Origin of the sequence: Sorangium sp. So ce590, assembly GCF_051521365.1 — a bacterium.
Taxonomy (GTDB): domain Bacteria; phylum Myxococcota_A; class Polyangia; order Polyangiales; family Polyangiaceae; genus Sorangium.
Window position 1 is genome coordinate 1,209,825 of the sequence record NZ_CP150346.1, and the last position, 26,451, is coordinate 1,236,275.

Below are 26,451 nucleotides of genomic sequence, written 5' to 3' on the forward strand. Positions count from 1 at the left end.
GGCGGGCGCCCCTCGCGCCGCACAGGCGTCCTGCGCCGCGTGCCGGGCGCTCCCTCAGCCCGCCCTCTCCGCCTGTAGAGCGGGCAGCCACATGCGCACCGTCGTGCCTTGGCCGATCGCGCTCTCGATACGGATGCTGCCCTGGTGCTCCTCGATGAACCGGTGCGTCAGCGCCAGCCCGAGCCCGGTCCCTTGTCCGGGCGGCTTCGTCGTGAAGAACGGCTCGAAGATGCGGCCCAGGTCCTCGGCGCGGATGCCGCAGCCGGTGTCGCGCACGTCGATCTCCACACCGTGGATTTCCCCGCGCGGGAGCGGGCGAGCCCCGACGACGACGGCGCCGCCTCGACGGCTGGCGTCGAGGGCGTTGCCGATCACGTTGAGCAGGGCCGACTCGAGCTGCGATGTGTTGGCGAGCACCGCGGGCAGCGCCGGCGCGGTGCCGTTCGCCTGGAGCTCTACTCTGCGCTCGCGCGCCCGCGGCGTGGAGAGGTCGACCGCGCGGCGGAGCGCCTCGCGCACGTCGCACGGTTGCCGGCCGATCGGCTTGCCGCGCGCGTACTCGAGCAGCGCCGTCACGAGCTCCGAGCAGCGGTTCGCCTGCCGCTCGATGGTGCAGAGCGCCTTCAGGATCGCGGCCTCGTCGGGCAGGCCGTGCCCCTTCCGGTGCCGCCTGAGCAGGAGCTGCGCGTTCATCAGGACGACCGAGACGGGGTTGTTCATCTCGTGCGACAGCCCCGCGACCAGCGTGCCTATCGCCGCCATCTTGCCCGCCTGGAGGAGCTCCTCCTGCGCCTCCGAGAGCCGCTCGAGCGCGGCCGCGAGCTCGCGGTTCTTCGCGGCGAGCTCCAGATAGGCGCGGTGCAGCCGCTCGGCCGCGCGCACCCGCGCCCTGAGCTCCAGCGGGTCGAACGGCTTGCTCATGTACTCGTCGGCGCCGACCTCGAGCCCGCCCACGGCCTCCGCGCGGCTCGCCCTCGCCGTGAGCAGGAGGACCGGGATGTCGCGGAGCTCGGGATCCCCCTTGAGCCGCCGGACGAGCTCGAAGCCGTCCATCTCGGGCATCATCACGTCCGACACGATGACATCGGGCCTCGTCGTCCTTATCGACTCGAGCGCTTCCCGGCCGTTCGTCGCCAGCACGACCTCGTGCTCGGCCGACAGGATGCCTTCCAGGTAAGACGCCATGTCCGGGTTGTCCTCCGCGACGAGCACGCGCGACGCCTGCGCCTTCGCGAGGCCGCCTTCGCGGATCGCCCCCGCGACCCGCGGCGCGGGCGCGGCGAGGTTGTCCGCGGAGCGGGGCGCCCCCGCCGGCCTCGGCGGCTCCGCCGCGCGAGGCGCCCGCGACGCCATCACGCCGTCCGCCGCCCGCGGGAGGCGCACGAAGAAGCGGGAGCCGACCCCGGGCTCGCTCTCCACGCCGAGCGTGCCCCCCATGAGCTCGGTGAGCTCCCTGGCCAGCGACAGGCCGATCCCCGTCCCCTCGTGCTTGCGCGTCGCCGACGCGTCGATCTGCTGGAACCGCTGAAAGAGCAGGTGTCTCTGGTCCGGCGGGATGCCAGGACCGGTGTCCTCGACCGACAGCTCGAACTCGCCGTCCGCCGCCCGCAGGCCGACCGCGACCCTGCCGCCCGGCGGGGTGAACTTCAGCGCATTGCCCAGCAGGTTGAGCGCGATCTTCTCGAACTTGCGCCGGTCGAGGGGGACCGTCTGCAGCGCCGGATCCACCCCGAGCGACAGCCGCACTCCGCCGCGCTCCGCCGCGGGGCGCGTCTCGTCCACCATGTCCGCGACGAGGTCTTTCACGTCGACCGCCTCCCAGTCGACCTGCATCTTGCAGGCCTCGATCTTCTGGTAATCGAGGACGTCGTCGACAAGCCGGCGGAGCCGCCGCCCGCTGCGCTGGATGCGCTCCAGATCCGCCCGCACCCGCGGCGACAGCGGCTCGTCCTGGCTGGACAGGAGCGAATCGAGCGGACCGAGGATGAGCGAGAGCGGCGTCCGGAGCTCGTGGCTCATCACCGTGAGGAACTCCCCCTTGGCGCGGGCGGCGGCGTCGGCGGCCTCCTTGGCCTTCTGGAGCTCTGTCTCCATCCGCTTGCGCTCGGTGATGTCGGCGTAGATCCCGAGGAGCCCGGTCACCTCGCCGCGCTCGTCGCGGATGGGCACCTTGCTGGTGAGCAGGACCCGCCGCTCGCCGTCCGGGCGGCGCAGCGGCTCCTCAATGTCGAGGGACGGCGTGCCGCGCTCCATGACCTCCCGGTCGACGCGCACGAAGGACTCCGCGTCATGCGCTCCCCAGACATCGAAGTCGGTCTTGCCGACGAGGTTCTCCAGGACCTTCGTGTTCGTGTCGTTGAGGAAGTTCTGATTTCCTCCAAGAAACCTGCCCTGGCGATCTTTCCAGAAGATGGCGTGGGGGACGTTGGCGATGACGTACTTGAGCACCGCCTGCTGCTGCTCGAGGGTCTCCCGCGCGGCGCTGCCGGCAGCGCCGGTCGGCGCCTCGTCCCCCTCGCCCGCCGGCGCCGCCCTGGACGTCCGTGCCTGTCTGGCGCGAGCTCGACTGGCCTGGAGGAGCTTGCTGATCTTGGCAGAGAGGCGGTAGCGACGTCGCATCGTTCTATTGTCGCGGGAGCATAGGACGAGCGCGAGCGACCTCAAAGCTTGACCGCGCAGGAACCCAGGCGCCGAGCACGAGCGGTTGGTTGGGGAGATCGAGCGAGCGAGCGCGCCGGCTCTGCCGCTCCATATCCTCCCTCATGTGCCCTGGATGAATCCTTTCGTCGCTCTCGTCGAGACCCGGCGGAAGCGCGCCGGCTGCGGTCTTGTCGAAGACACCCGTCATGGCCGGCGGTGCCGGCCAGAGCGCGTGTCCTCTACCATCTATCCGCCTTGAGCCGGCGCAGGTTCACGCGGCGGCTCCGCCGTGGTATCAGTCTTTGGCTTGCGTCGCCCGAGCTCGTCGCTGGGGGCAGGAGAGAAGGGTCCAGTCTCGGATCCACCGGGGCGCGGAAAAAGCAAGCGCCTTCGCTCCTCTCCTGCACAGGGCTCGTTCAGCCGCCCGCGGGAGCGGAGCCGCGGCGCGTCACGACGGCGCGGAGCGCGCAAAAGCCGAGGGAAAGCGCTTTCACGGCCCGATCCGGGGATCCGGCGTGATCGGCGTTCCGTGACCGAACCATTACCGCGGGGCCGAGACGACGGATGTTACAGAGGGGCTGCTTGTCATTTGGAGGCAGCTCAGCATGATTAAGGAACCGCAGGCCCTCCGCAGCGCGGGCCTCCAGCCGATCGGTATCTGGCGCAGCGGACCGTGGCTCCCCGCGTTCACGTCGACCGATCTGAGGGAGGCCATCTCCTGCGTGCGCGAGCCGGTGCACGTGGTGCGGGAGATGCCGGAGGGGCGCGTCGGCGTGTCGCGCGGCGGCGCGCTCATCGGCGAAGATCAGGTCAACGGGGTCCCCACGTTTCCGCTCCTCGGCACGCTCCCGGCGCTCTACCCGGAGTGGCTCGGGGACCGCTCCTTCCTCGAGGTCCATCGCCTGCGCTTCCCCTACGTGGCCGGCGCGATGGCGAACGGTATCCACACCACGCGGCTCACGATCGCGATGGCCAGGGCAGGGATGATGGGGTTCTTCGGCGCCGCCGGCCTCGGGCTGCACCGGATCGAACAGGCCGTCGATGAAATCATCGCTGCGCTCGGGACGGAAGGTCCCACCTGGGGGTGCAACCTCATCCATGCTCCGAACCAGCCGCGGCTGGAGAGCGACACGGTGGAGCTCTACCTGAGAAAGGGAGTCCGCCGGGCCGAGGCCGCGGCCTACATGGGCCTGAACCCGATGGTCGTGCGCTTCGCCTACAGCGGCATAAGGCGCCTGCCAGACGGCCGGATCGACCGGCAGAACCACCTGTTCGCGAAGATCTCGCGCCCGGAGGTCGCAGCGCGCTTCCTGTCGCCCGCGCCGGCCGAGATCCTCGATACGTGCGTTCGGAACGGATGGCTCACCCGGGAGGAGGCGGAGCTCGCGCGCAGCCTCCCGGTCGCCGAGGACATCACCGTGGAGGCCGACTCGGGGGGGCACACCGACAACCGGCCCCTTGTCGCGCTGTTCCCGGTGATCCTCGGTGTCCGCGACGAGCTCGCGGCGAAGCACGGGTATCAGCGCCCGATCCGCGTCGGCGCCGCCGGCGGCCTCTCCACGCCGTCCACGATCGCCGCCGCGTTCGCGCTCGGGGCCGCGTACGTGCTCACGGGCTCGGTCAACCAGGCATGCATCGAGTCGGGCCTGTCCGACGAGGGCAAGAAGATGCTCGCCCAGGCCGACCTCCCGGATGTGGTCATGACGCCGGCCGCCGACATGTTCGAGCTCGGCGTGCAGGTCCAGGTGCTCAAGCGCGGCACGATGTTCGGGGTCCGCGCGCAGCGGCTCTACGACCTGTACGTCGCCCACGACTCCATCGCGTCGCTGCCCGCCGACGTGCGCGCGCGCATCGAGCGAGAGCAGTTCCAGATGTCGTGCGACGAGGTGTGGGCGGGCTGCGAGCGGTTCTTCGCGGAGCGCGACCCGGCCGAGCTCGAGCGCGCCGCCCGCGAGCCGAAGCACAAGATGGCGCTGATCTTCCGCTGGTATCTCGGCATGTCCAGCAAGTGGGCGATCGCCGGGGACCCGAAGCGCCGCGCCGATTTCCAGATCTGGTGTGGCCCGGCCATGGGCGCCTTCAACCGCTGGGTCAAGGGGTCGTTCCTCGAGGACCCAGCGCGCCGCACCGTGGTCCAGGTCGCGCGCAACCTGCTCGAGGGCGCGGCCGTCGTCACGCGCGCGCAGCAGCTCCGGACATACGGCGTCCCCGTGCCGAGCGCCGCCTTCCACTTCACTCCTCGCCCGCTCGACTGAGCGCCTGATCACCTGCTGAGGTCCGTCATGCACCCTTCGTCCTCGCGTATTCCGCCCATCGCTGTCGTCGGCGTGAGCGCCATCTTCCCGGGCTCGCTCGACGCTCACGGCTTCTGGCGCGACATCCTCGCTGGAACCGACCTCATCACGGACGTCCCGAGCACCCACTGGCTGATCGAGGACTACTACGATCCCGATCCGTCCGCCCCGGACAAGACGTACGCGAAGCGCGGCGCCTTCCTGAGGGACGTGCCGTTCGATCCGCTCGAGTGGGGCGTCCCGCCCTCGATCGTGCCGGCCACGGACACGACGCAGCTGCTCGCGCTGATCGTGGCGAAGCGGGTGCTGGAGGACGCGGCGCAGGGGCAGTTCGAGTCGATGAGCCGCGAGCGGATGAGCGTGATCCTCGGCGTCACCTCGGCGCAGGAGCTCCTCGCCTCGATGGTGAGCCGGATCCAGCGGCCGGTCTGGGCGAGGGCGCTCCGGGACCTCGGGTATCCGGAGGACGAGGTGAAGCGCGCCTGCGACAGGATCGCGGGCAGCTACGTGCCCTGGCAGGAGTCCAGCTTTCCGGGCCTGCTCGGCAACGTCGTGGCCGGGCGCATCGCGAACCGGCTCGACCTCGGCGGGACGAACTGCGTGACCGACGCGGCGTGCGCGTCGTCGCTGTCGGCGATGTCGATGGCGATCAACGAGCTCGCGCTCGGCCAGTCCGATCTCGTGATCGCGGGCGGCTGCGACACGATGAACGACGCCTTCATGTACATGTGCTTCAGCAAGACGCCGGCCCTGTCGAAGTCGGGCGACTGCCGCCCGTTCTCGGACAAGTCCGACGGCACGCTGCTCGGCGAGGGCATCGGGATGGTGGCGCTCAAGCGGCTCGACGACGCCGAGCGCGACGGGGACCGGGTGTACGCGGTGATCCGCGGGATCGGCTCGTCCTCGGACGGGCGGAGCAAGAGCGTGTACGCGCCGGTGCCGGAAGGGCAGGCCAAGGCGCTGCGCCGGACCTACGCCGCCGCCGGGTACGGCGCCGAGACCGTGGAGCTCGTGGAGGCCCACGGCACCGGGACGAAGGCCGGCGACGCGGCCGAGTTCGAGGGCCTGCGCGCGATGTTCGACGAGTCGGGGCGCGCCGATCGGCAGTGGTGCGCGCTCGGCAGCGTGAAGTCGCAGATCGGCCACACAAAGGCGGCCGCCGGCGCGGCGGGCCTGTTCAAGGCGATCATGGCGCTGCACCACAAGGTGCTGCCGCCGACCATCAAGGTCGACAAGCCGAACCCCAAGCTCGAGATCGAAAAGACTCCTTTCTATCTCAACACCGAGGCGCGGCCGTGGATCCGCGCGGGCGATCACCCGCGGCGGGCGTCGGTGAGCTCGTTCGGCTTCGGCGGCTCGAACTTCCACGTGGCGCTGGAGGAGTACACGGGCCCGGCGCCGCGGGCGTGGCGGGTGCGGTCGGCGCCGGCGGAGCTCGTCCTCTTGTCGGCGGACACGCCGGCGGCGCTCGCGGACCGCGTCCGGGCGCTGGCGAAGGCGGCGGAGACGCCCGAGAGCCTGCGCTTCCTGGCGCGGGAGTCGGCGCTCTCGTTCGACGCGTCGCGGCCCGCGCGGCTCGGGCTGTGCGTGACGGACGAGGCGGATCTCCGGAAGAAGCTGGAGCAGGTCGCGGCGCACCTCGGGGCGAAGCCCGAGCAGGCGCTCGCCGCGCCGCTCGTGCACTACGCGAGCGGGGAGGCGCCGGGGCAGGTGGCGTTCCTGTTCCCGGGGCAGGGGAGCCAGTACCTCGCGATGGGCGCCGACGTGCTGATGACGTTCGACGCGGCCCGCGAGGCCTGGGACGCGGCGGCGGGCGTGTCGATCGCGGACGCGCCGCTGCACGAGGTGGTGTTCCCGCGGCCTGTGTTCTCGGACGAGGACCGCGCGGCGCAGGAGGCGCGGCTCCGCGAGACGCGGTGGGCGCAGCCCGCGATCGGCGCGACGAGCCTCGCGCACCTCGCGCTGCTCGGGGCGCTCGGGGTGCGGGCGGACGCGCTCGCGGGCCACAGCTTCGGCGAGATCTCGGCGCTGCACGCGGCCGGCGCGCTGTCCGCGGCGGACCTCCTGCGCGTCGCCCGGCGGCGCGGCGAGCTGATGGGCGCGGCGTCGTCCGAGCGGGGCGCGATGATCGCGGTGCCGCGGGCGATCGACGAGGTGCGGGCGATCGACCTCGGCGACGTGGTTGTCGCGAACCACAACGGCCCGAAGCAGGTGGTCCTGTCGGGCTCGGTCGCGGCGATCGAGGCGGCGGAGAAGCGGCTCTCGGGCATGGGGATCCAGGCGCGGCGCCTCGACGTGGCCGCGGCGTTCCACTCGCCGCTCGTGGCGGAGGCGAGCGCGCCGTTCCGCGAGTTCCTGGCGGGCATCGCGGTGCAGGCGCCGGGGGCGCCCGTGTACAGCAACGCGGAGGTCGAGCCCTACCCGGGCGACGGCGACGCGGTGCGCGATCGGCTGGCGCGGCAGCTCGCCGAGCCGGTGCGGTTCGTGGAGGAGATCGAGCGGATGTACGCGGCCGGGGTGCGCACGTTCGTGGAGGTCGGGCCGGGCTCGGTGCTCACGAACCTCGTCGGCGACATACTGAGCGGGCGGCCGCACCGCGCGGTGGCGCTCGACCGCAAGGGCAAGCACGGCGTGACGAGCCTGTTCGAGGCGGTGGCGCGGCTCGCGGTGGCCGGGGTGCCGCTGGACGCGCGGGTCCTCTGGGACGGGTTCGCGGCGCCGGTGGACCCGCGGGCGCTGCCGAAGCCGAAGCTGGCGCTGCCGATCAACGGCAGCAACTACGGCAAGCCGTACCCGCCGCAGGGCGGGGCGAAGGAGCTGCCGAAGGCGAGCGCGGGGCGGCCGGCGCAAGAGACGGCGCGGGCGGCAGCGAGCGCGTCGGCGCCGGCGGGGAGCGCGTCGGGGCCGGTGGTGCGCGCGTCGGTGCCCGCAGTGAGCGCGCCGGTGCCGGTGGTGCGCGCGTCGGGGCCGGTGGTGAGCACGTCGGCCGCGGTGGTGCGCGCGCCGGAGCCCGCAGTGCGCGCGTCGGTCGCGGTGGTGCGCGCGCCAGAGCCCGCAGTGAGCGCGTCGGCCGCGGTGGTGCGCGTGTCGGTGCCGGCAGGGAGCGCGTCGGCGCCCGCAGTGAGCGCGTCGGCGCCGGCAGTGAGCGCGCCGGGACCGAGGATCGTGAGCACGTCGGCGCCGGCAGTGAGCGCGTCGGCGCCGGCCGTGAGCGCATCGCGGCCGGCCGTGAGCGCGTCGGTGCCCGTGGCGAGCGCGTCGTGGCTCGCCGCTTACCAGGAGGCGCAGCGCGCCACGGCAGAAGCCCACAGCGTGTACCAGCGCACGATGGCCGAGACCCACATCGCCTTCCTGCAGGCGGCCGAGGCCTCCTTCGCAGGGCTCGCCGCGCTCGCGACCGGCGCTTCGTACCCGGTCGCTGCCACGGCGGCGCCCGAGGCGTGGCCTGCGCCCGCGCTCCTCGCGCCGGTGCATCGAGGGCCGGTCTCGGAGGCGGCGCTGGGGCCCGCAGCGGCGCAGGCCCTGCACAACGGCGGGGGCAGAGGCAGCGCGATCCACGACGGCCTGAACGGCACCGGCGGGCAGCATCACGCGGCGCTGACCGCGGCGCCGGCCGTGGCAGCGAAGGCGGCGGTCGCGACGCCCGCGGCGCCGGCCGTGGCAGCGAAGGCGGCGGTCGCGACGCCGGCGGCGCCGGCCGTGGCAGCGAAGGCGGCAGTCGCGACGCCCGCGCCCGCGGCGCCGGCCGTGGCAGCGAAGGCGGCGGTCGCGACGCCTGCTGCGCCCGCCGCGGCGACGCAGGCGGCCGTTGCCGCCGCGCCGGGCGTCGATATCGAGCGGATGGTCCTCGAGGTGGTCGCCGACAAGACGGGATACCCCGTCTCCATGCTCGGGCTGCAGATGGAGCTGGAGAGCGATCTCGGGATCGACAGCATCAAGCGGGTGGAGATCCTGTCCTCGGTCCGGGACCGGACGCCCGGGCTGTCGGAGGTCGACGCCTCGGCGCTGGCGCAGCTGCGCACGCTCGGGCAGGTCGTCGACCACCTCCGCGCTTCGATGCCCGCCGCCGCACCGGCGGCCGGCGCCAGGCCGGCTGTGGCTGCTCCCGCCGCCGCAACGGCGCCCGCAGCCGCAGCGCCGGCTGGCGCTGCGGCGCCCGCGGCGTCCGACGTCGAGCGGATCGTGATGGCGGTGGTCGCCGAGACGACGGGCTACCCGGCCGAGATGCTCGGGCTGCAGATGGAGCTGGAGAGCGATCTCGGGATCGACAGCATCAAGCGGGTGGAGATCCTGTCGGCGGTGCGGGATCGCACGCCGGGGCTGTCGGAGGTCGACGCCTCGGCGCTGGCGCAGCTGCGCACGCTCGGCCAGGTGGTCGACCACCTCCGCGCCTCGCTGCCCGCCGGGACGACAGCGACCGGCGCCAGGCCGGATGCCGGCGCTCCCGTCTCGGCAACGGCATCCGCCGGCGCTGCGGCGCCCGCAGCGGCCGAGGTCGAGCGGATCGTGATGGCGGTGGTCGCCGAGACGACGGGCTACCCGGCCGAGATGCTCGGGCTGCAGATGGAGCTGGAGAGCGATCTCGGGATCGACAGCATCAAGCGGGTGGAGATCCTGTCGGCGGTGCGGGATCGCACGCCCGGGCTGTCGGAGGTCGACGCCTCGGCGCTGGCGCAGCTGCGCACGCTCGGCCAGGTGGTCGACCACCTCCGCGCCTCGCTGCCCGCACCCGCGCCGGCGGCCGCCGCCAGGCCGGCTGTCGCCGCCCCCGCCGCGGCGCCTGCGGCCACGCCGGCCGTCGCTCCCGCCGCTGCGGCGCCCGCGGCGTCCGACGTCGAGCGGATCGTGATGGCGGTCGTCGCCGAGACGACAGGCTACCCGGCCGAGATGCTCGGGCTGCAGATGGAGCTGGAGAGCGATCTCGGGATCGACAGCATCAAGCGGGTGGAGATCCTGTCGGCGGTGCGGGATCGCACGCCGGGGCTGTCGGAGGTCGACGCCTCGGCGCTGGCGCAGCTGCGCACGCTCGGCCAGGTGGTCGACCACCTCCGTGCCTCGCTGCCCGCAGCCGCGCCGGCCGGAGCTTCCGCCGCGGCGCCCGCAGCCGCGCCGGCCGGAGCTTCCGCCGCGGCGCCCGCAGCGGCCGAGGTCGAGCGGATCGTGATGGCGGTGGTCGCCGAGACGACGGGCTACCCGGCCGAGATGCTCGGGCTGCAGATGGAGCTGGAGAGCGATCTCGGGATCGACAGCATCAAGCGGGTGGAGATCCTGTCGGCGGTGCGGGATCGCACGCCGGGGCTGTCGGAGGTCGACGCCTCGGCGCTGGCGCAGCTGCGCACGCTCGGCCAGGTGGTCGACCACCTCCGCGCGAGCCTCGGCTCCGCCGCCGGCGACGCCCCGGCGACGCCCGCCGAGGCGCCGCCCGTCGCGCAGCTCGGCCGGTGGACGCTCGTCGAGGCGCCGGCGCCCGCCGCCGGCCTGGCGATGCCCGGCCTCTTCGACGCCGGCACCGTCGTGGTGACCGGCCACGACACGCTCGGCCCCGCGCTCGTCGCCGCCCTCGCGGCCCGCGGGATCGCCGCCGAGCACGCCGCCGCCGTGCCCCGCGGCGCCCGCGGCGCCGTGTTCCTCGGCGGCCTCCGCGACCTCGCCACGGCCGACGAGGCGCTCGCCGTCCACCGCGAGGCGTTCCTCGCGGCCCAGGCGATCGCGGCGAAGCCGGCCCTGTTCGTCACGGTCCAGGACACCGGCGGCGACTTCGGCGTCGCCGGCTCGGACCGCGCCTGGGTGGGCGGACTGCCAGGCCTCGTGAAGACCGCGGCGATGGAGTGGCCCGAGGCGTCCTGCCGCGCGATCGACATCGAGCGCGACGGCCGGCCCGCCGCCGAGCTCGCCGACGCCATCGTCGCGGAGCTCCTGTCCGGCGGCGTCGAGCTCGAGATCGGCCTGCGCGCGGACGGCCGGCGCACCACGCCGCGCAGCGTCCGGCAGGACGCGCAGCCCGGGCCGCTCCCGCTCGGGCCGTCCGACGTGGTCGTGGCGAGCGGCGGCGCCCGCGGCGTCACCGCGGCGACGCTGATCGCGCTCGCCAGGGCCAGCCGCGCGAGGTTCGCGCTGCTCGGCCGCACCGCGCTCGAGGACGACCCGGTCGCGTGCCGCGGCGCCGACGGCGAGGCCGCGCTCAAGGCGGCGCTCGTCAAGGCCGCGTCCTCCGCGGGCCAGAAGGCGACGCCGGCGGAGATCGGCCGCCAGGTCGCGAAGATCCTCGCCAACCGCGAGGTCCGCGCGACGCTCGACGCGATCCGCGCGGCCGGCGGCGAGGCCCTCTACGTCCCCGCCGACGTGAACGACGCGCGCGCCGTGGCCGCGGCGCTCGACCAGGTGCGCCGCGCCCTCGGCCCGGTCACCGCGATCGTCCACGGCGCGGGCGTGCTCGCCGACAAGCTCGTCGCCGAGAAGACGGTCGAGCAGTTCGACCGCGTGTTCAGCACGAAGGTCGACGGCCTCCGGGCCCTGCTCGGCGCGACCTCGGGCGACCCGCTCAAGGCGATCGTCCTCTTCAGCTCGATCGCGGCGCGCACCGGCAACAAGGGGCAGTGCGACTACGCGATGGCGAACGAGGTCCTGAACAAGGTCGCCGCCGCCGAGGCCGCCCGCCGCCCGGGCTGCCGCGTGAAGTCGCTCGGCTGGGGGCCCTGGCAGGGCGGCATGGTGAACGCGGCGCTCGAGGCGCACTTCGCGCAGCTCGGCGTGCCGCTCATCCCGCTCGCCGCCGGCGCGAAGATGCTGCTCGACGAGCTCTGCGACGGCTCGGGCGACCGCGGCGCGAGCGGGCCGGGCTCCGCTTCGCCCGGCGCGGTCGAGCTCGTGCTCGGCGCCGAGCCGGCGACGCTCGCGGCCCCCGAGCATGGCCGGAGGGTCGCGCTGGCCGTCCGCGCCGACCGCGCGACGCACCCCTACCTCGGCGATCACGCCATCAACGGCGTGCCCGTCGTGCCGGTGGTGATCGCCCTCGAGTGGTTCGCCCGCGCCGCGCGCGCGTGCCGGCCGGATCTCGTCGTGACCGAGCTCCGCGACGTGCGGGTGCTGCGCGGGATCAAGCTCGCGGCGTACGAGTCGGGCGGCGAGGTGTTCCGCGTCGACTGCCGCGAGGTGAGCAACGGCCAAGGCGCGGTGCTCGCGGCCGAGCTGCGCGGGCCCCAGGGGGCGCTGCATTACGCGGCGACCATCGAGATGGGGCAGGCCGAGGGGCGTGTGGCCCCGAAGGGCCCGGCCCTGCCGGAGCTCGGCCCGTGGCCCTCCGGCGGCGACCTGTACGACGGCCGCACGCTCTTCCACGGCCGCGACTTCCAGGTGATCCGGCAGCTCGACGGCGTGAGCCGCGACGGGATCGTGGGGACGGTCGTGGGCCTGCGCGAGGCCGGCTGGGTGTCCCAGCCGTGGAAGACCGACCCGGCGGCGCTCGACGGCGGGCTGCAGCTCGCGACGCTGTGGACGCAGCACGTGCTCGGCGGCGCCGCGCTCCCGATGTCCGTGGGCGCGCTGCACACGTTCGCCGAGGGGCCGTCCGACGGCCCGCTGCGCGCGGTGGTGCGCGGGCAGATCGTGGCCCGCGACCGCACCAAGGCGGATATCGCGTTCGTCGACAACGAGGGCACGCTCGTCGCCGAGCTGCGCGACGTGCAGTACGTCCTCCGCCCCGACACGGCGCGCGGCCAGGCGTGATCGAGGCAACCGTGTTCGAGCCCATCGCCATCGTCGGCCGCGGGTGCGTCCTGCCGGGCGCGCTCCACCCCGCGGCCCTCTGGGACAACGTGCTCGCCGGCAGGGACCTCGTGTCCGGCGCCCCCGACGGCCGCTGGCGCCTGTCGCGCGAGCGCGCGCTCGCCGGCGGCGCGCGCGACGTGCGCGACGTGAAGGACCGCGCGTGGAGCGACCGCGGCGGCTACGTCACCGGGTTCGACGAGCACTTCCGCCGCGTGCTGGCCGGGGACCCGTTCCCGCGGCGCAGCGGTCCGCCCGAGTCCCTGCTCGCGCTCGACCCGCTCTTCCAGTGGGTGCTCTACGCGGGCCGCGAGGCGCTGCGCGAGGCCGGCCACGAGGGCCGGTCCGACCGCGCGGGCGCGGTGGTCGGGAACCTCTCGTTCCCCTCGTCGGCGATGTCGGCGTGGTGCGAGTCGACGTGGCTCGGCGATCTCGCCGGCGTCGCGCGGCCCGATCCGCGCAACCGGTTCATGTCTGGGCTGCCTGCCCACCTGCTCGCCGACGCGCTCGGCCTGGGGGCCGGGGCGTTCGCGCTCGACGCCGCGTGCGCGTCGTCGCTCTACGCGATCGCGCTCGCCTGCGAGCGCCTGCAGGACCGCGAGGCCGACCGGATGCTCGCCGGCGCGGTGTGCCGGTCGGACGATCTCTTCATCCACATCGGGTTCTGCGCGCTGTCGGCCATGAGCCGCACCGGGCGCAGCCGCCCGTTCTCGTCGGAGGCCGACGGCCTGGTCCCGGCGGAGGGCGCGGCGTTCGTGGTCCTCGAGCGCCTGGCCGACGCGGAGGCTGCGCGCAGGCCCATCCTGGGCGTGATCCGCGGGATCGGCCTGTCGAACGACGGCCGCGGCCGCGGCCTGCTCGCGCCGGCGGTCGAGGGGCAGCTGCGCGCGATGCGGGCCGCGTACGCCATGGCCGACCTCGATCCCGGCGAGGTCTCGCTCCTCGAGTGCCACGCGACGGGCACCCCCCTCGGCGACGCGACCGAGATCGCGACCCTCACCGAGGTGTTCGGCCCCCGCGAGGTCCCGCTCGGCTCGCTCAAGTCGAACCTCGGTCACCTCGTCACGACCGCCGGCGCGGCCGGGCTCCTCAAGCTGCTCGGCGCCATGGCGGCGGGGGTCCGCCCGCCCACGTTGCACGCCGATCCGCTGAGCGACGCGGTGGCCGCGAGCCCGTTCCGGGTGCTGCAGCGGGCCGAGCCGTGGGAGGGCCGGCGGCTCGCGGGCCTGTCGGCGTTCGGGTTCGGCGGGAACAACGCCCACCTCCTCGTGGAGGCGTACGAGCCCGCCTCGCCGAAGGGGCGCGCCGCCCACGCCACGCACGCCGCGTCGCACCCGGCCGCGTCGCGCCCCGCCCCGGCCGCGCCCCCCGCCCCGGCGGGTCACCTGGCCGTTGTGGCGATGGGCCTGTGCGTCGGTGAGCTCCGCGGCGTCCGGGCGTTCGCCGAGCCGCTCCTCTCGGGCGGCGGCGCGGATCCTCGCCGCGCGACCGTCGCGCTGCCCGCGGACCGCCTCCGGTTCCCGCCGCGCGATCTGCAGCAGGCGCTCGCCCAGCAGACGCTGCTGCTCGAGGCAGCGATCGAGGCGACCGAGGGGCTCGCGCTGCCGCGCGACCGCACCGCCGTGCTCATCGGCATGGGCGCCGACACCGAGGTGTGCCGGTACATGACGCGCTGGCGGGTCGCCGAGACGGCGCCGGCGCGGCTCGGTCCGTCGGTCGACGTCGGCGCGCTGCGGGATTCGATCATCCCTGCCCTCCAGGCGGCGGGTGTCGTCGGGAACATGCCGAACATCCCGGCGAACCGGCTGAACAGCCAGCTCGACGTCGGCGGACCGTCGTTCACGATCGCGGCCGAGGAGCTCTCCGGGCCCTGGGCGCTGCGCGTCGCGTCCCGCGCCCTGCGCGCCGGCACCGTGGACGCCGCGATCGTCGGCGCCGTGGACCTCTCGTGCGAGCCCGCCCACGTGGCCGCGCTCGAGGCGCTCGGCGTTCACCTGCCTCCCGGCGACGCCGCGGTCGTGCTCGTGCTCGAGCGCCTCGACGACGCCGTTCGACAGCGGCACCCGGTCCTGGCCGTGGTCGTGGACGAGCCGGCCGACCCCGGGCTCGTGCTGTCGGCCACGGATCTCGCGCCGCGGTTCGGCCATGCGCACGCCGCCTCCGGCCTGCTGCATGTCGCCGCCGCGGTGCTCGCCTGCCGTCATGCCCGGAAGCCCGACGGAACGCCGTGGACCGACGACGTCCGCGTCGCCGAGGTCCGCTGCGCCGGCCTCGGCGGGGGCTCGCTCTCGGTCCGCATCGGGGCCGGCGGTCCGGCCGCGCCGCTCCCGCCGCCACGATCGGCGGAGGGCCCGGTGCTCACGCTCCCCGCCCACCCGCCGGCGATCGTCGTACCCGGCGCGGCCTCCTGCTCATCCCCTGGAGACTCCATGGAACCTGCGCCGCCTCTGCCGTCCGCTCTCGACGACCTGCCGCCGCTGTACCCCGGGCCCACGGGCTTCTCTGCCGCCGACGCGCCGCCTCCGCCGTCCTGGGACGAGCCGCGGCCGGTCGGGCCGGAGCTCGTCGGGGCCCCTGCCGCCGACCTCCCGATCGAGCCGTCGCCGCTCGCGCCGGCGCTCGTCGAGGCCGCGGCCGTGTACCTCCCGAACGAGCCGCTGCCGGTCGCGCCGGCGCTCGTCGAGGCTGGAGCCGTGGACATCCCGGGCGACGTGATCGTCGGTGCGGCGGCGTTCACCGTTCAGCTGGCGCGGATCCACAGGGAGTGGGCAGAGCAGCAGGCCCAGGTCCACCGCCGGTTCCTGCAGATGCGGCAGCGCGCGCTGGACTCGCTCGTCCAGGCCTCGTCGGGCGCGGCCGCGGTGGTGCATGCGACGCCCTCGGCGCAGGTCTCCCGCGTCGCCCCGGTCGGCGCCGAGTCGCCGCGCCCCGTCGAGTCGCCGCGCCCGATCCGGGTCGAGTCGCCGCGGCCGATCGAGGCGCTGCGCCCCGTTGAATCGCCGCGCCCCACCGCTGCGCCGCAACCGCCGCCGCGGCCGGTGGAGACGCCGCGCCCGACCCGCGCCGAGCCGTCGCGCCCCGCCGCCGCGCCGCCGCCTTCGCCGCGCCCCGCCGCGGCTGCCCTCGCGCCGCGGGGCCCCCGGTTCAGCCGCGAGCAGCTCGAGCGCCTCGCCTCGGGCCGGATCTCCGACGTGTTCGGCCCGCTCTTCGCCCGGCAGGACGGCTATCGCCGCCAGGTGCGCATGCCGATGCCGCCGCTGCTCCTCGCCGACCGGGTCACCGGGATCGACGCCGAGCCCGGCTCGATGAAGCTCGGCACGATGTGGACCGAGACCGACGTCCGGTGGGACTCCTGGTACCTGCACGACGGCGCGATGCCGGCCGGCATCATGATCGAGAGCGGCCAGGCCGACCTGCTGCTCATCAGCTGGCTCGGCGCCGACTTCGAGAACAAGGGCGAGCGCGTCTACCGGCTGCTCGGCTGCGAGCTCACCTTCTACGGCGGCCTGCCGCGCCCGGGCGATACGCTCGTCTACGATATCCACGTCGACGGGCACGCGAAGCACGGCGACGTCCGCCTGTTCTTCTTCCACTACGACTGTCGCATCGGCGGCGAGCTGCGGCTGAAGACGCGCAAGGGCCAGGCCGGCTTCTTCACCGACGAGGAGCTCGCGAGCTCCGGCGGCGTCCTCTGGGACGCGGACACCGCCGAGCACGCGGCGACCGCCCGCCTCGATCCGCCGCGGATCGCCTGCCAGAAGTCCGCGTTCGACCGGGCCGACCTCGTCTCGTTCGCGGCCGGCGACGGCGCGGCGGCGTTCGGCCCCGGCTTCGAGCGCCTGCGCACCCACGTCAGGACGCCGCGGATCAGCGCGCCGCCCATGCTGTTCTTCGAGCGCGTCGACGTGTTCGATCCCGCGGGCGGCCCGTGGAAGCGCGGTTATCTCAGGGCCACGCTGCCGATCACGAAGGACGGCTGGTACTTCGAGGGCCACTTCAAGGACGACCCGTGCATGCCGGGCACGCTCATGTTCGAGGGCTGCCTGCAGGCGCTCGCGTTCGCCATGGCGGCGATGGGCTTCACGGTAGACGCGGACGGCTTCCGCTTCGAGCCGGTGCCGGAGATCCCCTACCTGCTCCGCTGCCGCGGCCAGGTCGTCCCGACGAGCCGGCAGCTCACGTACGAGGTGTTCATCGAGGAGGTCCACGACGGCCCGCACCCGACGGTGTTCGCCGACTTCCTGTGCACGGTCGACGGCCTCAAGGCGTTCCATGCCCGCCGCGTGGGCCTGCGCCTGAGCCCGGACTGGCCGCTCTCGAGCTCCCCCGAGCTCCTCGACGGCCACGTCGAGCCGAAGCCGGTCGCGCGGGTCCCCGGGTCCAAGCTCGGCGCGCCGCCGCCCGACGGCGCCGGCTCTGACGACGCGCACGCCGGCGGCTTCCCGTTCGACTATCGGAGCCTGCTCTCGTGCGCCTGGGGCAGGCCGTCGGACGCCTTCGGCCCGCTCTACCGCAGGTTCGACGAGGGCCGGCACGTCGCCCGGCTCCCGGGGCCGCCGTACCACTTCATGAGCCGGGTCCTCTCGGTCTCGAGCCCCATGGCCGCGATGAAGGCCGGCGCGAAGGTCGAGGTCGAGTACGACGTCCCGGAGGACGCCTGGTACTTCGACGAGAACGCGAGCCTCACCATGCCGTTCGCGGTGGTGCTCGAGGCCGCGCTCCAGACGTGCGGCTGGCTCGCGAGCTACGCCGGCTGCGCGCTCTCGAGCGAGGGCGCGCTGTACTTCCGCAACCTCGACGGCAAGGGCACGCTGCGCGGCGAGGTCCTGCCGGCCGCGGCCGGCGGCGCGCTGCGCACGACGTCGCGGCTCACGAACCTCTCGCGGTCGGGCGGCATGATCATCCTGGCGTTCCGGGTCGAGTGCAGCCTCGGCGGCGCCCCGGTGTACGACCTCGACACGGTGTTCGGCTTCTTCCCGAAGGCCGCGCTCGCGACGCAGATCGGCATCCCGCCGAAGCCCGAGGAGCTCGCCGCGCTGGAGGCGCCGTCCGATTTCGAGGTCGATCTCCGCGAGCGCCCCGCGCGTTACTGCGGGGACAAGCTCGGGCTCGCGCGGCCGTCGCTGCTGATGATCGACCGCGTCGATGGCCTGTGGCAAACCGGCGGCCGGAAGGGGCTCGGCCGGCTGCGCGCGCAGCGGGACGTCCAGGCCTCGGAGTGGTTCTTCAAGGCCCATTTCCTGGGCGATCCGGTGCAACCCGGCTCGCTCGGCATCGAGGCGATGCTGCAGACGATCCAGTTCTGGATGCTGCACCACGACCTCCACGCGGGCCTCGCCGATCCGCGGTTCGAGCCGGTGATGACGGGGCACGAGCACTCCTGGCGCTACCGCGGCCAGGTGCTGCCGAGCAGCCGGCGGGTGACGGTCGAGACCGACATCCTCGAGGTCGGCCGCGACGACCGCGGGCCCTTCGTCATCGCCGAGTCCTACCTGTGGGTGGACGGCCTCCGCATCTACGGCGCGACGCTCGGCGTGCGGATCGTCGACGGCGCTCCGCCGCCCCGCGCGCGGCGCGACGTCGGCTTCGACGTCCGCGGGAACGCGCGCCACCTCGCCTCGCTCCCCGGCGCCGTGCTCCGGGGCCAGGGCCCTCGCCTCCAGCAGCAGCCCGCGGGGCGGGCCGCCCCGTCGCCGGAGGCCGAGGACGCCGAGGAGGTGCTGGATCCGGCCGGCTGGGTGGCGGACCACTGCCCCACCTGGACGCTCCCGGCGCTCCCCGGCATGAGCATGGTCGACCGGCTGGCCGGCGCCGCTTTGCGGGCGCGCCCGGGGAGCGTGGTCGTGGCCGTGGAGGACGTTGTTGTGCTCCGCTGGCTGCCCGTGCCGGGGCCGGTGCGCGTCAAGGCCGAGGCCACCGGCTCCGGCGATGTCCTCGACGTGCGGCTCCTCGCGTGGCGCGAGGCCTCGAACCCGGCGCTCTCGCGGTTCGAGCCGGTGTGCACCGGCCGCGTGCGGGTGGCCGGCGCGTACCCGCCCGCCCCCGCGCTGGAGCCGGCGCTCGACGCGCCGGAGGCCGACGATCCGTACGCGGTGGGCACGCTGTTCCACGGCCCGGCGTTCCGGTACCTGACCTCGCTGCGGCTCGGCGCGCGCGGCGCCTCGGCGGTGCTCGATCCCGGCAAGGGCTCGGTGCCTCCCGGGGCGCTGCACCAGGGCATGCTCGACGCGCTGACCCACGCCATCCCGCACGACCGGCTGTTCCTGTGGGATCCGGAGAGCCCTCCCGCCCACATCGCGTTCCCGTCGCGCATCCCGTCGCTCCGCCTGTTCGGGCCGTCGCCCGACGCGCCCGTGCGCATCGAGGTGCGCTACGAGGGCCGCGAGGATCGCTTCGTCTCGTTCCGGGTGCAGGCCATCGCGGGGGCCGGCACGGCCGCCGGGGAGCGCGTCTGGCTGGAGCTCCGCCTCGTCGAGGTGCTGATCCCGCAGGGGTCTGTCGGCGGCGCGCCGCCCGGGATCCGCCGGGCGTTCCTGCGCGACCGCGCCCCGGTCGACCTCGGCGTCTCGCGCGTCGACGCGGCGTCGGGCGAGGCGCGCTGCGGTCCGGCCGACGTGCGCACGATGGACTGGATGCCGGGCACGGTGGCGCACCTGTACGCCGCGTCGGGCGATCTCGTCGAGGCGGCGGCCGTGAAGGATCACGTCGCGCGGCGCGCCGGCGTGCACCCGTCGACGGTCTCCCTCGCCGGCGTCTCCTCGGCGCAGCCGCTGACGCGCTGGCCGTTCGATGTGGCGCGCGAGGGCTCCGAGGTCGTTGTCCGCGACGCCGGCCCGCCGGTGATCGACATCGAGCCTGTGCGCCGCTACTGGGGCGCGGCCATGGGCCTCGGCCGGTGGCCCGCGGAGGACCTGTACTTCGGCCTCATCGAGCGGTTCATCCGCCGGGTGCACATCGCCGACCCCGCGGCGTTCCGCGCCGTGAAGGGCCGGAGCCTGCTCTACGTCGGCAACCACCAGGTCGCCGTGGAGTCGCTGCTCTTCGGCATCGCCGTCTCGGGCCTCACGGGGGTCTCCACGGTCACGCTGGCCAAGGCCGAGCACCGGGCGACGTGGCTCGGCACGATGCTCGCGCACTGCTTTGCGTACCCGGGCGCGCGCGATCCGAAGGTGATCACGTACTTCGATCGCGAGGACAAGGCGTCGCTCGGGGGCATCATCGCGGAGCTCGGGGCCGAGATGCAGGGCTCCGGCAAGGGGGTGATGGTGCACGTCGAGGGCACGCGGTCGCTCGAGTGCCGCACGCCGGTGCGCAAGATGAGCGGCGCGTTCATCGACATGGCGCTCGCGGTGGGCGTCCCGGTGGTGCCGGTGCGCTTCTCGGGCGCGCTGCCGCCGGAGCCGCTCGAGACGCGGCTCGAGTTCCCGCTGGGCATGGGCGTGCAGGACATCTGGATCGGCCGCCCGCTGCTCCCCGAGGAGCTCGCGGGGCTGACCTACAAGGACCGCAAGGACCTCGTGATCAGCGGCATCAACGGGCTCGGCCCGAGCAACGAGGTCGAGCAGCCGTTCCCCGGCGACCCGGCGTTCGCGGCCTCGGTGGACGCCTGGGTGGCGGAGGCGGGCGTCGCGCACGAGGACGCGACCGTCTTCCGGGTGCTGGAGGCGTGCGCCGACCCGACGCCCGAGACGGCCGCGATCCTGGAGGCTGGGCGCACGGGGCGGCTCGTTCCCCCCGACGCGCGGCGGGCGGACTGGCTGCGGACGCTCGCGGCGCGGCTCCTCGGCAGGCGGCTCGCGGGGTGAGCCGGGGCGGCTCTCCCCGCGCCCACCCCCTCTCTTCTCCGAACGCCGCCGCGACGGTGGCCGGCGCTGCGCCGGCGGCCGGGATCCCGGCCGCTCCCGGCGTTTCCACGGCTCACGCCTGCTTCCGCAGCGACTCCACGGCTCCGCGGATATCCTTCGCGATCTCCGCTCGGGCCGGTGGGGGCGCCCCGGGAGGCGGCGGCCGCCGCGCGGTGGGCTGCCTTCCCGCTTGATCGCGCCGCGACGCGGGAGATACCCTCCGCGCATGCGCCGCCTGGTCTCGTGCGTCCTTCTCCTCTCGTCTTTCGCCCTCGCGCCGGGTTGCGCGACCTACACGCAGGATCTCGATCGCGCCCGCAGCCACTACGAGGCGAACCGGTTCGAGCAGGCGCTTTCGCTGTTCCGCGTGCTCGAGCACGACATGGATTCGTTCTCGCTCCCGGAGCGGGCGCAGTACGCCTACCTCCGGGGCATGACGGACTACCGCCTGGCCGAGCTTGCGCCGCAGGGCACCGGTGTCGCCGATCCGCGCAAGGGCTACCGCGACAACGCGCGCCACTGGCTCGGGCTCGCCGCGGCGATCGAGAAGCAGACCCCCGGAGGCGTCACGAGCGAGCAGAAGATCCGCCTCACCGAGACGCTCGCGGATCTCAACCGCGACGTGTACGGCGGCGCCGAGGGGCTGCCGGAGACCGGCGCCGCGCACGACGCTGCGCCGCCGCCCGACGCGGCTCCTGGATCGCCGGCCGACGCGCCGGAAGCCCCGGCGCCCACGCTCTGACCTCAACGCGCCGGCGTCCGCGGTCGTCGTGCCGCGGCGCGCCGGCGGCGCTGCGCCGCGCGCTGGCATCGCGCCGCGTGCGGCCGTCCCACCGTGTGGGTGCGCCGGATCGACTGGACAGCAACAGTGAGGGGGAGATGCGGGGCGGGGCGCCGTTCGTGGCGCTGGAGATCGTCGGTCCGTCGGGCTCCGCTACGAGAGCCGCTGGCGCAGGGACTCGATCTCGTCCTTCGCGGCGAGCTTGTGTTTCTTGAGCTGGGCTGCCTCCATCCTCTCCCCCGGTGTCAAGAACGCCCGCCGACCCAGCTGCCTGAGGCGCGAGTCGAGCTCGCGATGACGCGCTTCCGCCATGCTGAGCCGCTGCTCCGGGCCGACCGACGTCACCGCGCGAGGAGAGATGATCTGATGCTTCATGTACCCACCTCCAAGGCCCCACCACAGGGCCGTGAACCCTTCGAGAGCCCACAACAGGAACCCTCGTTTTGATCGTCGCTGGAGAGGAGACCGCCGCCGACGAGCTACGAGCCCAAACAGCGGCCTGTGGAACGAATGCGAGATTACCGCAACATGGCGGATCAATGCAGGCTTTTTGTCGGGCGGTACCCTCTGCAACGCCACGGAGCAGCAGCCGAAACAGGGGATTGCCCTAGTGCGCACAGCAATCCACCTCCGTTGCGGACGGCCAGACTGAGAGCTCCGTCCATGCACGAAGCGGAACAACCTCGAGCGTGGGGCTATTCTTCCCGGGCCATGTCGAGAACCAGCACCGCCCCGCACGCTCTCCTCACCCTTGCGGCGGTCCTTGTTTTCACAATATTCCAAGTATTCCTCGGTGGATGCACTTCGGAGGCCACGGCGCCGGCCCGGGCGCGTTCGCCGCAAGCGGCCTCGGCGCGCGCGCCTGTCGAGCTCGCACCGGTCGTCATATCGCCCTATTCGGACGCCGAGCTCGCGGCGGAGTTCGAACGGGCGCGCGCGCTGCTCCTGGCCGACGAGGCGCGCGAGGCGGCGCCCCTGTTCGATCGGCTGGTCCGTCTCGCGCCCGACGGCGAGGTCGCGCCGCCGAGCCTGTTCAACGCCGGGCTCGCGCACGAGGCGCTCGGCGACCGCGCGCTCGCGGCCGAGCGCTACCGCGAGGTCGCGCGGCGCTTCCCGGACCACGCGGTCGCGCGCGGCGCCCTCTTCCGGCTCGCGCGCGCGGCGGCCGCCCTCGAGCGGTGGCCCGAGCTCGTCGAGGTCTCGCGCCGCCTGCTCCGCCTCGGCGATCTGAGCGTGCTCGAGGCGATCGAGGCGCGCGGCGCCCTCGCGCTCGGCCTCGTCGAGCAGGATCTCGTGGATGAAGCGGCGCGTCAGGTCGGGCTCGCGCGCGATCTCATCGAGGCGCACCGGCTGGGCGAGTCGGGCAAGCCGCCGATCGAGCTCGCGCAGGTGAGCTTTGCGCTCGGCGAGGTGCGGCGGCGCCGGAGCGAGGCCATCACCTTCGTGCCGGTGCCGGCGAGCTTCGCCGAGGCGCTGGAGCGGCGCTGCCAGGGGCTGCTCGATGCGCAGGGTGCCTACACCGAGGCCATGCGGAGCCTCGACGCCCACTGGTCGGCGATGGCGGGCTACCGCATCGGGCAGCTCTACAAGGAGCTCCACCGCGACGTGATGCGGGTCCCGCCGCCGCCGAGCGCCGACACCCCGCGGAAGAAGCAGCTCTTCGAGGGCGCGATGCGCCTGCGCTACCGCGTGCTCCTGGAGAAGGGGCAGAAGATGCTCGCCGGCACCGTCCACCTCGGCGACCGCACCGGGGAGTCGTCGGGGTGGGTCCTCCGGGCCCGCGACGCGCAGCGCGAGATCGAGCTCGCGCTCGCCGACGAGCAGGCGGCGCTCGCGCGGCTCCCGTTCACCGAGGCCGAGCTCCTGGCCGCGCTCGACGCCTTGAAGACGGCGGCGCCGCGGCGGCCGTGAGCCCCGCGCCGCGCCGATCGTGAGCCCCGCGCCGGCGGCCGGGCGCGAGGCGCTCAGTTCAGCGTCGGCTCGCACCCGAAGAGCACGTCGAGCTTCGCCTGCACCTCGCGCTGCACGACCCCGCAGGAGGCGGCGCAGAGGATGATCTTCTTCGGGAGCAGCTCGTCGTCGTAATACCACCCTGGCCCCCGACCGCAGTCGGCCTCGTCGTCCGCCTTCGGGATCTCCAGCGCGCTGGAGCTCCCCGCCGCGAACCTGACCGCGACCCGGCTCGTGTCGAGCGTCGCGCCCGCGGGCGGCTCGGGGAGGAGGAGCTCGCACGGGAGCGCCGACGCGCGGATCTCGGCCATCTTCGCCGAGAACGCGGCGACGTCCGCGGTGACGTCGAACGCGCGCGCCGTCCCGCCGGCGGCGGCGATCTGGTCCAGGTTGGCCAGGGTCGCGCCTTCCACGGCGATGACGAAGGTCTGAACACCGTTGTAGTTGAGCGCCCGCTGCGCGATCTCCGCGGTGCTCGCGACCGTGTTTCCGGCGCACCCGGAGGGGTCGCCGTCGGTCGCGAGCACGACGATGACCTTGTGGGACGGGTTCGCGTCCTTGTAGGCGGTCGCGTTCGAGAGCACCCCCTGGAGGGCCGGGCGCATGGGCGTCCCGCCGCCCGGCGAGGTGCCCCGGATGGAGCCGGTGATCTCGGGCGTGTGCAGCGGCAGCTCGCCGATGGTGACCGCGAGCTGGTCGTAGGCCGTGTGGTCGCAGTCGTTCATTCCGTTGTTGCCCCGCGGGAAGTAGGTCAGCCCCACGTTCATCCCGGCGGAGGCGGCGTCGTTCACGAAGGCCGAGAGCGCGCTCGTGACGCCGCTCCATTTCGAGCCGAGCATGCTGCCGGAGCGGTCGAGCAAGATGAGCATATCGAGCGGCATGAGCGCGGCCGCTGCGCTCGTCTGTGCGCAGGAGGTCCCCTCGTCGAAGCCGCCCGCGCCGGTCGCGTCGAACCCTCCCGCGCTGAGCGACGCGCCTCCGCCCGTGCCGCTCGCCCCGAAGGCGCCGCCTCCGCCGCTCTCGGCGTCTTCCGGCGGGTCGGCGCGCGGGGGCCTCCTGTCCTCGGTGGCCGCGCAGCCGCCCGATGGAGCGGCCAGCCCGGCGGCGACGAGGAAAGGGGCAAACACGAAATGACGTCGGAAGGACATCTCTGCGCTCCTCTGCAAATGGATGCGACGTGGCTCGCGGCCGCGCGGGCTCCACGCGCGAAGTAGTCTGTCTATCGAGGGGTGGCCGAGCTCCGAGACGATCTCGTCAGCATAGTGCATCTCTCGATCGCGGGGCGATAGGGGCTCTCCGGTTTGTGGGCCTTGCTGGTCTCGTGATGTCTTCGCTCTCGTCGCTGTCTTTGCTTTCGCGGCTTCTCACGGCTCCTTGCAGCTCTCTTGTCCTCGCCCGCGCCGCCGGCGCGGCGCTCCTCGCCGCCGTCGTTCGTCGCCGTTCGTCGCCGTTCGTCGCCGTTCGTCGCCGTTCGTCGCCCTTCGTCGTCGCTGACCGTTCCGGGTGCTCGCGCGCCGGAACATCATGTTTCCTTGCGCAGCCGCGAAGGACGCGTAATTCCCACGAGGTGCGTCACGATTGCTGGAAAGAGGCGAACATGACTAGGTGGATTCCCTGGGTAATTGCCGCTGTCGCCCTGACGGAACTTGGCTGTTCGGCCGCGACGTCCGCTGGCAGCTCGGGCGCGGCGGGGGGCGGCGGCGGCGCTGCCGGGCCGGATGTCTCGAGCGGTGGGAGCGGCGGCGGGGCCGGCGCTCCGTGCCAGATAGACTGCTCGCTCGTCCCGACATCGCAGTGCATGACGGCCGTGTGCAACGAGGCGACGCGCGCGTGCGAGCTCGTCCCCAGCGCGGGCGGGGAGCCCTGCGACGACAGGGACGCCTGCACGGTCGGCGAGACGTGCGAGGACGGCGTCTGTCAGGGCGGCGCGCAGGAGGACTGCGGCATCGCGCCGGACGGCTGTCACCTCGTCACGTGCGTCGACGCGGGCGGCGAGCCCCGCTGCGGGGTGGAGGCGAAGGAGAACGGGGCGTCGTGCGCGACGGAAGACCGCTGCGTGCTCAACGCGGCGTGCGTGGACGGCGCCTGCGTCGGGACCCAGCGGGATTGCTTCTTCTTCCAAGTACCGGACTCCTGTCATATCGGCGCGTGCAACCCGGCCACCGGTGCGTGCGAGGCGGTCCCGGGGAACGAGGGGACGCCGTGCGCGGACTCCGGCGACCTGTGCAGGGTCGGCAAGACCTGCCAGAGCGGCCGCTGCGAGGGGGGCGTCCCCAAGGACTGCAGCGCGCTGAGCGTCGGGTGCGACGGTGGCGCCTGTGATCCGGGCTCTGGCAATTGCTATGCTGAGCCGATCGCGCCGGGCGGCGCCTGTATCTCCGGGACCGACGAGTGCAACCGTGGCGTCTGCGACGAGCACGGCGCCTGTATTTCCATCCCTACCCCCGGGGAATCGTGCTCCTCACAGACCGTCGGCTGCACGCGCGGCGTCTGCAGCGACGCCGGGGTGTGCACGCCGCGCCCGGTCCCCGACGGGGGCGTCTGCGTCGACAGCGACTGGTGCACCGTGGGGGAGTCCTGTCTGGCCGGCGTCTGCCAGGGCGGCGGCGCCGCGGCGGCGCCGGTTGTCTACTTCCGGGATACGTTCGAGAGCAACGCGGCCGGGTGGGAGCTCGGTCCGACCTGGCAGATCGGCGCGGCGGCGGCCTCCACCGGGCAGACCTACGGGCACGCCGATCCGGCGCTCGATCACACGGCGACGCCGGACAACGGGCTGGCCGGCGTGGTCATCGGAGGGAACGCCCCCCCCGGCGTCCACCCGTATTTCCACCTGACGAGCCCTGTCATCAACGCCGATGTCACGGGCGGCGTGTACCTGACGTTCTGGCGCTTCCTGAACAGCGATGAGGCGCCCCACATGACGAACCGGGTCGAGGTCTACGACGGCGTCCGGTGGGAGGTGCTCTTCGAGTCGGGGCCCTACCCCGGCGTCCGCGACTCGGCCTGGACGAAGATGCGCTACGACCTGACCCCCCACAAGAACGCGAGCCTGCGGATCCGCTTCGGCTACGAGATCGGGCGGGACTCCTTCGTCGACACCGTGTCGAGCTGGAACATCGACGACGTGGAGATCGCGAACGCGGCCTGTCCGTAGCGCGCGACTCGAGAGCTCGGACGA

At 73.9% G+C, this 26,451-nt stretch carries 9 protein-coding genes; 6 read left to right on the forward strand and 3 right to left on the reverse strand.

All coding sequences use genetic code 11. From position 1 onward, the window contains the following. Positions 1-54: 54 nt before the first annotated feature. Complete coding sequence (locus WMF28_RS04485; RefSeq protein WP_437600797.1) at positions 55-2,619, reverse strand: ATP-binding protein; 2,565 nt, start codon at positions 2,617-2,619, stop codon at positions 55-57. A gap of 626 nt (positions 2,620-3,245) precedes the next feature. Here WMF28_RS04485 and WMF28_RS04490 point away from each other — a divergent pair. The 4 genes from WMF28_RS04490 (at position 3,246) to WMF28_RS04505 (ending at position 21,284) form a co-directional block, all read left to right on the forward strand. Next, a complete protein-coding gene (locus WMF28_RS04490) occupies positions 3,246-4,895 on the forward strand; it encodes a PfaD family polyunsaturated fatty acid/polyketide biosynthesis protein (RefSeq protein ID WP_437600798.1) in 1,650 nt (549 codons plus the stop codon). Between the two features lie 27 nt (positions 4,896-4,922). Then, positions 4,923-12,659, forward strand: a complete 7,737-nt coding sequence (locus WMF28_RS04495) for an SDR family NAD(P)-dependent oxidoreductase (protein WP_437600799.1) — start codon at positions 4,923-4,925, stop codon at positions 12,657-12,659. Between the two features lie 11 nt (positions 12,660-12,670). Continuing rightward, entirely contained in the window at positions 12,671-20,503 is a 7,833-nt protein-coding gene (locus tag WMF28_RS04500; protein WP_437600800.1) for a beta-ketoacyl synthase N-terminal-like domain-containing protein, read from the forward strand. A 265-nt stretch (positions 20,504-20,768) separates the two neighbouring features. Further along, the gene (locus WMF28_RS04505) at positions 20,769-21,284 is read left to right on the forward strand and encodes a hypothetical protein (RefSeq protein ID WP_437600801.1); all 516 of its coding nucleotides are present in this window, start codon (positions 20,769-20,771) and stop codon (positions 21,282-21,284) included. Positions 21,285-21,476: 192 nt separating this feature from the next. Here WMF28_RS04505 and WMF28_RS04510 read toward each other — a convergent pair whose 3' ends face one another. Further along, on the reverse strand, positions 21,477-21,698 hold the full coding sequence (locus WMF28_RS04510; RefSeq protein ID WP_437600802.1) for a YdcH family protein: 222 nt from the start codon (positions 21,696-21,698) through the stop codon (positions 21,477-21,479). 336 nt (positions 21,699-22,034) lie between these two features. Between WMF28_RS04510 and WMF28_RS04515 the strand changes: the two genes are divergently transcribed. Continuing rightward, the gene (locus tag WMF28_RS04515) at positions 22,035-23,234 is read left to right on the forward strand and encodes a tetratricopeptide repeat protein (RefSeq protein WP_437600803.1); all 1,200 of its coding nucleotides are present in this window, start codon (positions 22,035-22,037) and stop codon (positions 23,232-23,234) included. A 53-nt stretch (positions 23,235-23,287) separates the two neighbouring features. Here WMF28_RS04515 and WMF28_RS04520 read toward each other — a convergent pair whose 3' ends face one another. Continuing rightward, positions 23,288-24,421, reverse strand: a complete 1,134-nt coding sequence (locus WMF28_RS04520) for a vWA domain-containing protein (protein ID WP_437600804.1) — start codon at positions 24,419-24,421, stop codon at positions 23,288-23,290. Positions 24,422-24,870: 449 nt separating this feature from the next. On the opposite strand from WMF28_RS04520, the gene WMF28_RS04525 reads away from it, so the two are divergent. Further along, on the forward strand, positions 24,871-26,427 hold the full coding sequence (locus WMF28_RS04525) for a hypothetical protein (protein WP_437600805.1): 1,557 nt from the start codon (positions 24,871-24,873) through the stop codon (positions 26,425-26,427). Positions 26,428-26,451 lie beyond the last annotated feature (24 nt).

Bases quoted from the DNA above. Each gene is read 5' to 3' on its own strand.
- WMF28_RS04520 (WP_437600804.1), bottom strand. From the start codon at position 24,421: ATGTCCTTCCGACGTCATTTCGTGTTTGCCCCTTTCCTCGTCGCCGCC.
- WMF28_RS04490 (WP_437600798.1), top strand. From the start codon at position 3,246: ATGATTAAGGAACCGCAGGCCCTCCGCAGCGCGGGCCTCCAGCCGATC.
- WMF28_RS04510 (WP_437600802.1), bottom strand. From the start codon at position 21,698: ATGAAGCATCAGATCATCTCTCCTCGCGCGGTGACGTCGGTCGGCCCG.
- WMF28_RS04525 (WP_437600805.1), top strand. From the start codon at position 24,871: ATGACTAGGTGGATTCCCTGGGTAATTGCCGCTGTCGCCCTGACGGAA.
- WMF28_RS04515 (WP_437600803.1), top strand. From the start codon at position 22,035: ATGTCGAGAACCAGCACCGCCCCGCACGCTCTCCTCACCCTTGCGGCG.
- WMF28_RS04485 (WP_437600797.1), bottom strand. From the start codon at position 2,619: ATGCGACGTCGCTACCGCCTCTCTGCCAAGATCAGCAAGCTCCTCCAG.
- WMF28_RS04495 (WP_437600799.1), top strand. From the start codon at position 4,923: ATGCACCCTTCGTCCTCGCGTATTCCGCCCATCGCTGTCGTCGGCGTG.
- WMF28_RS04505 (WP_437600801.1), top strand. From the start codon at position 20,769: ATGCGCCGCCTGGTCTCGTGCGTCCTTCTCCTCTCGTCTTTCGCCCTC.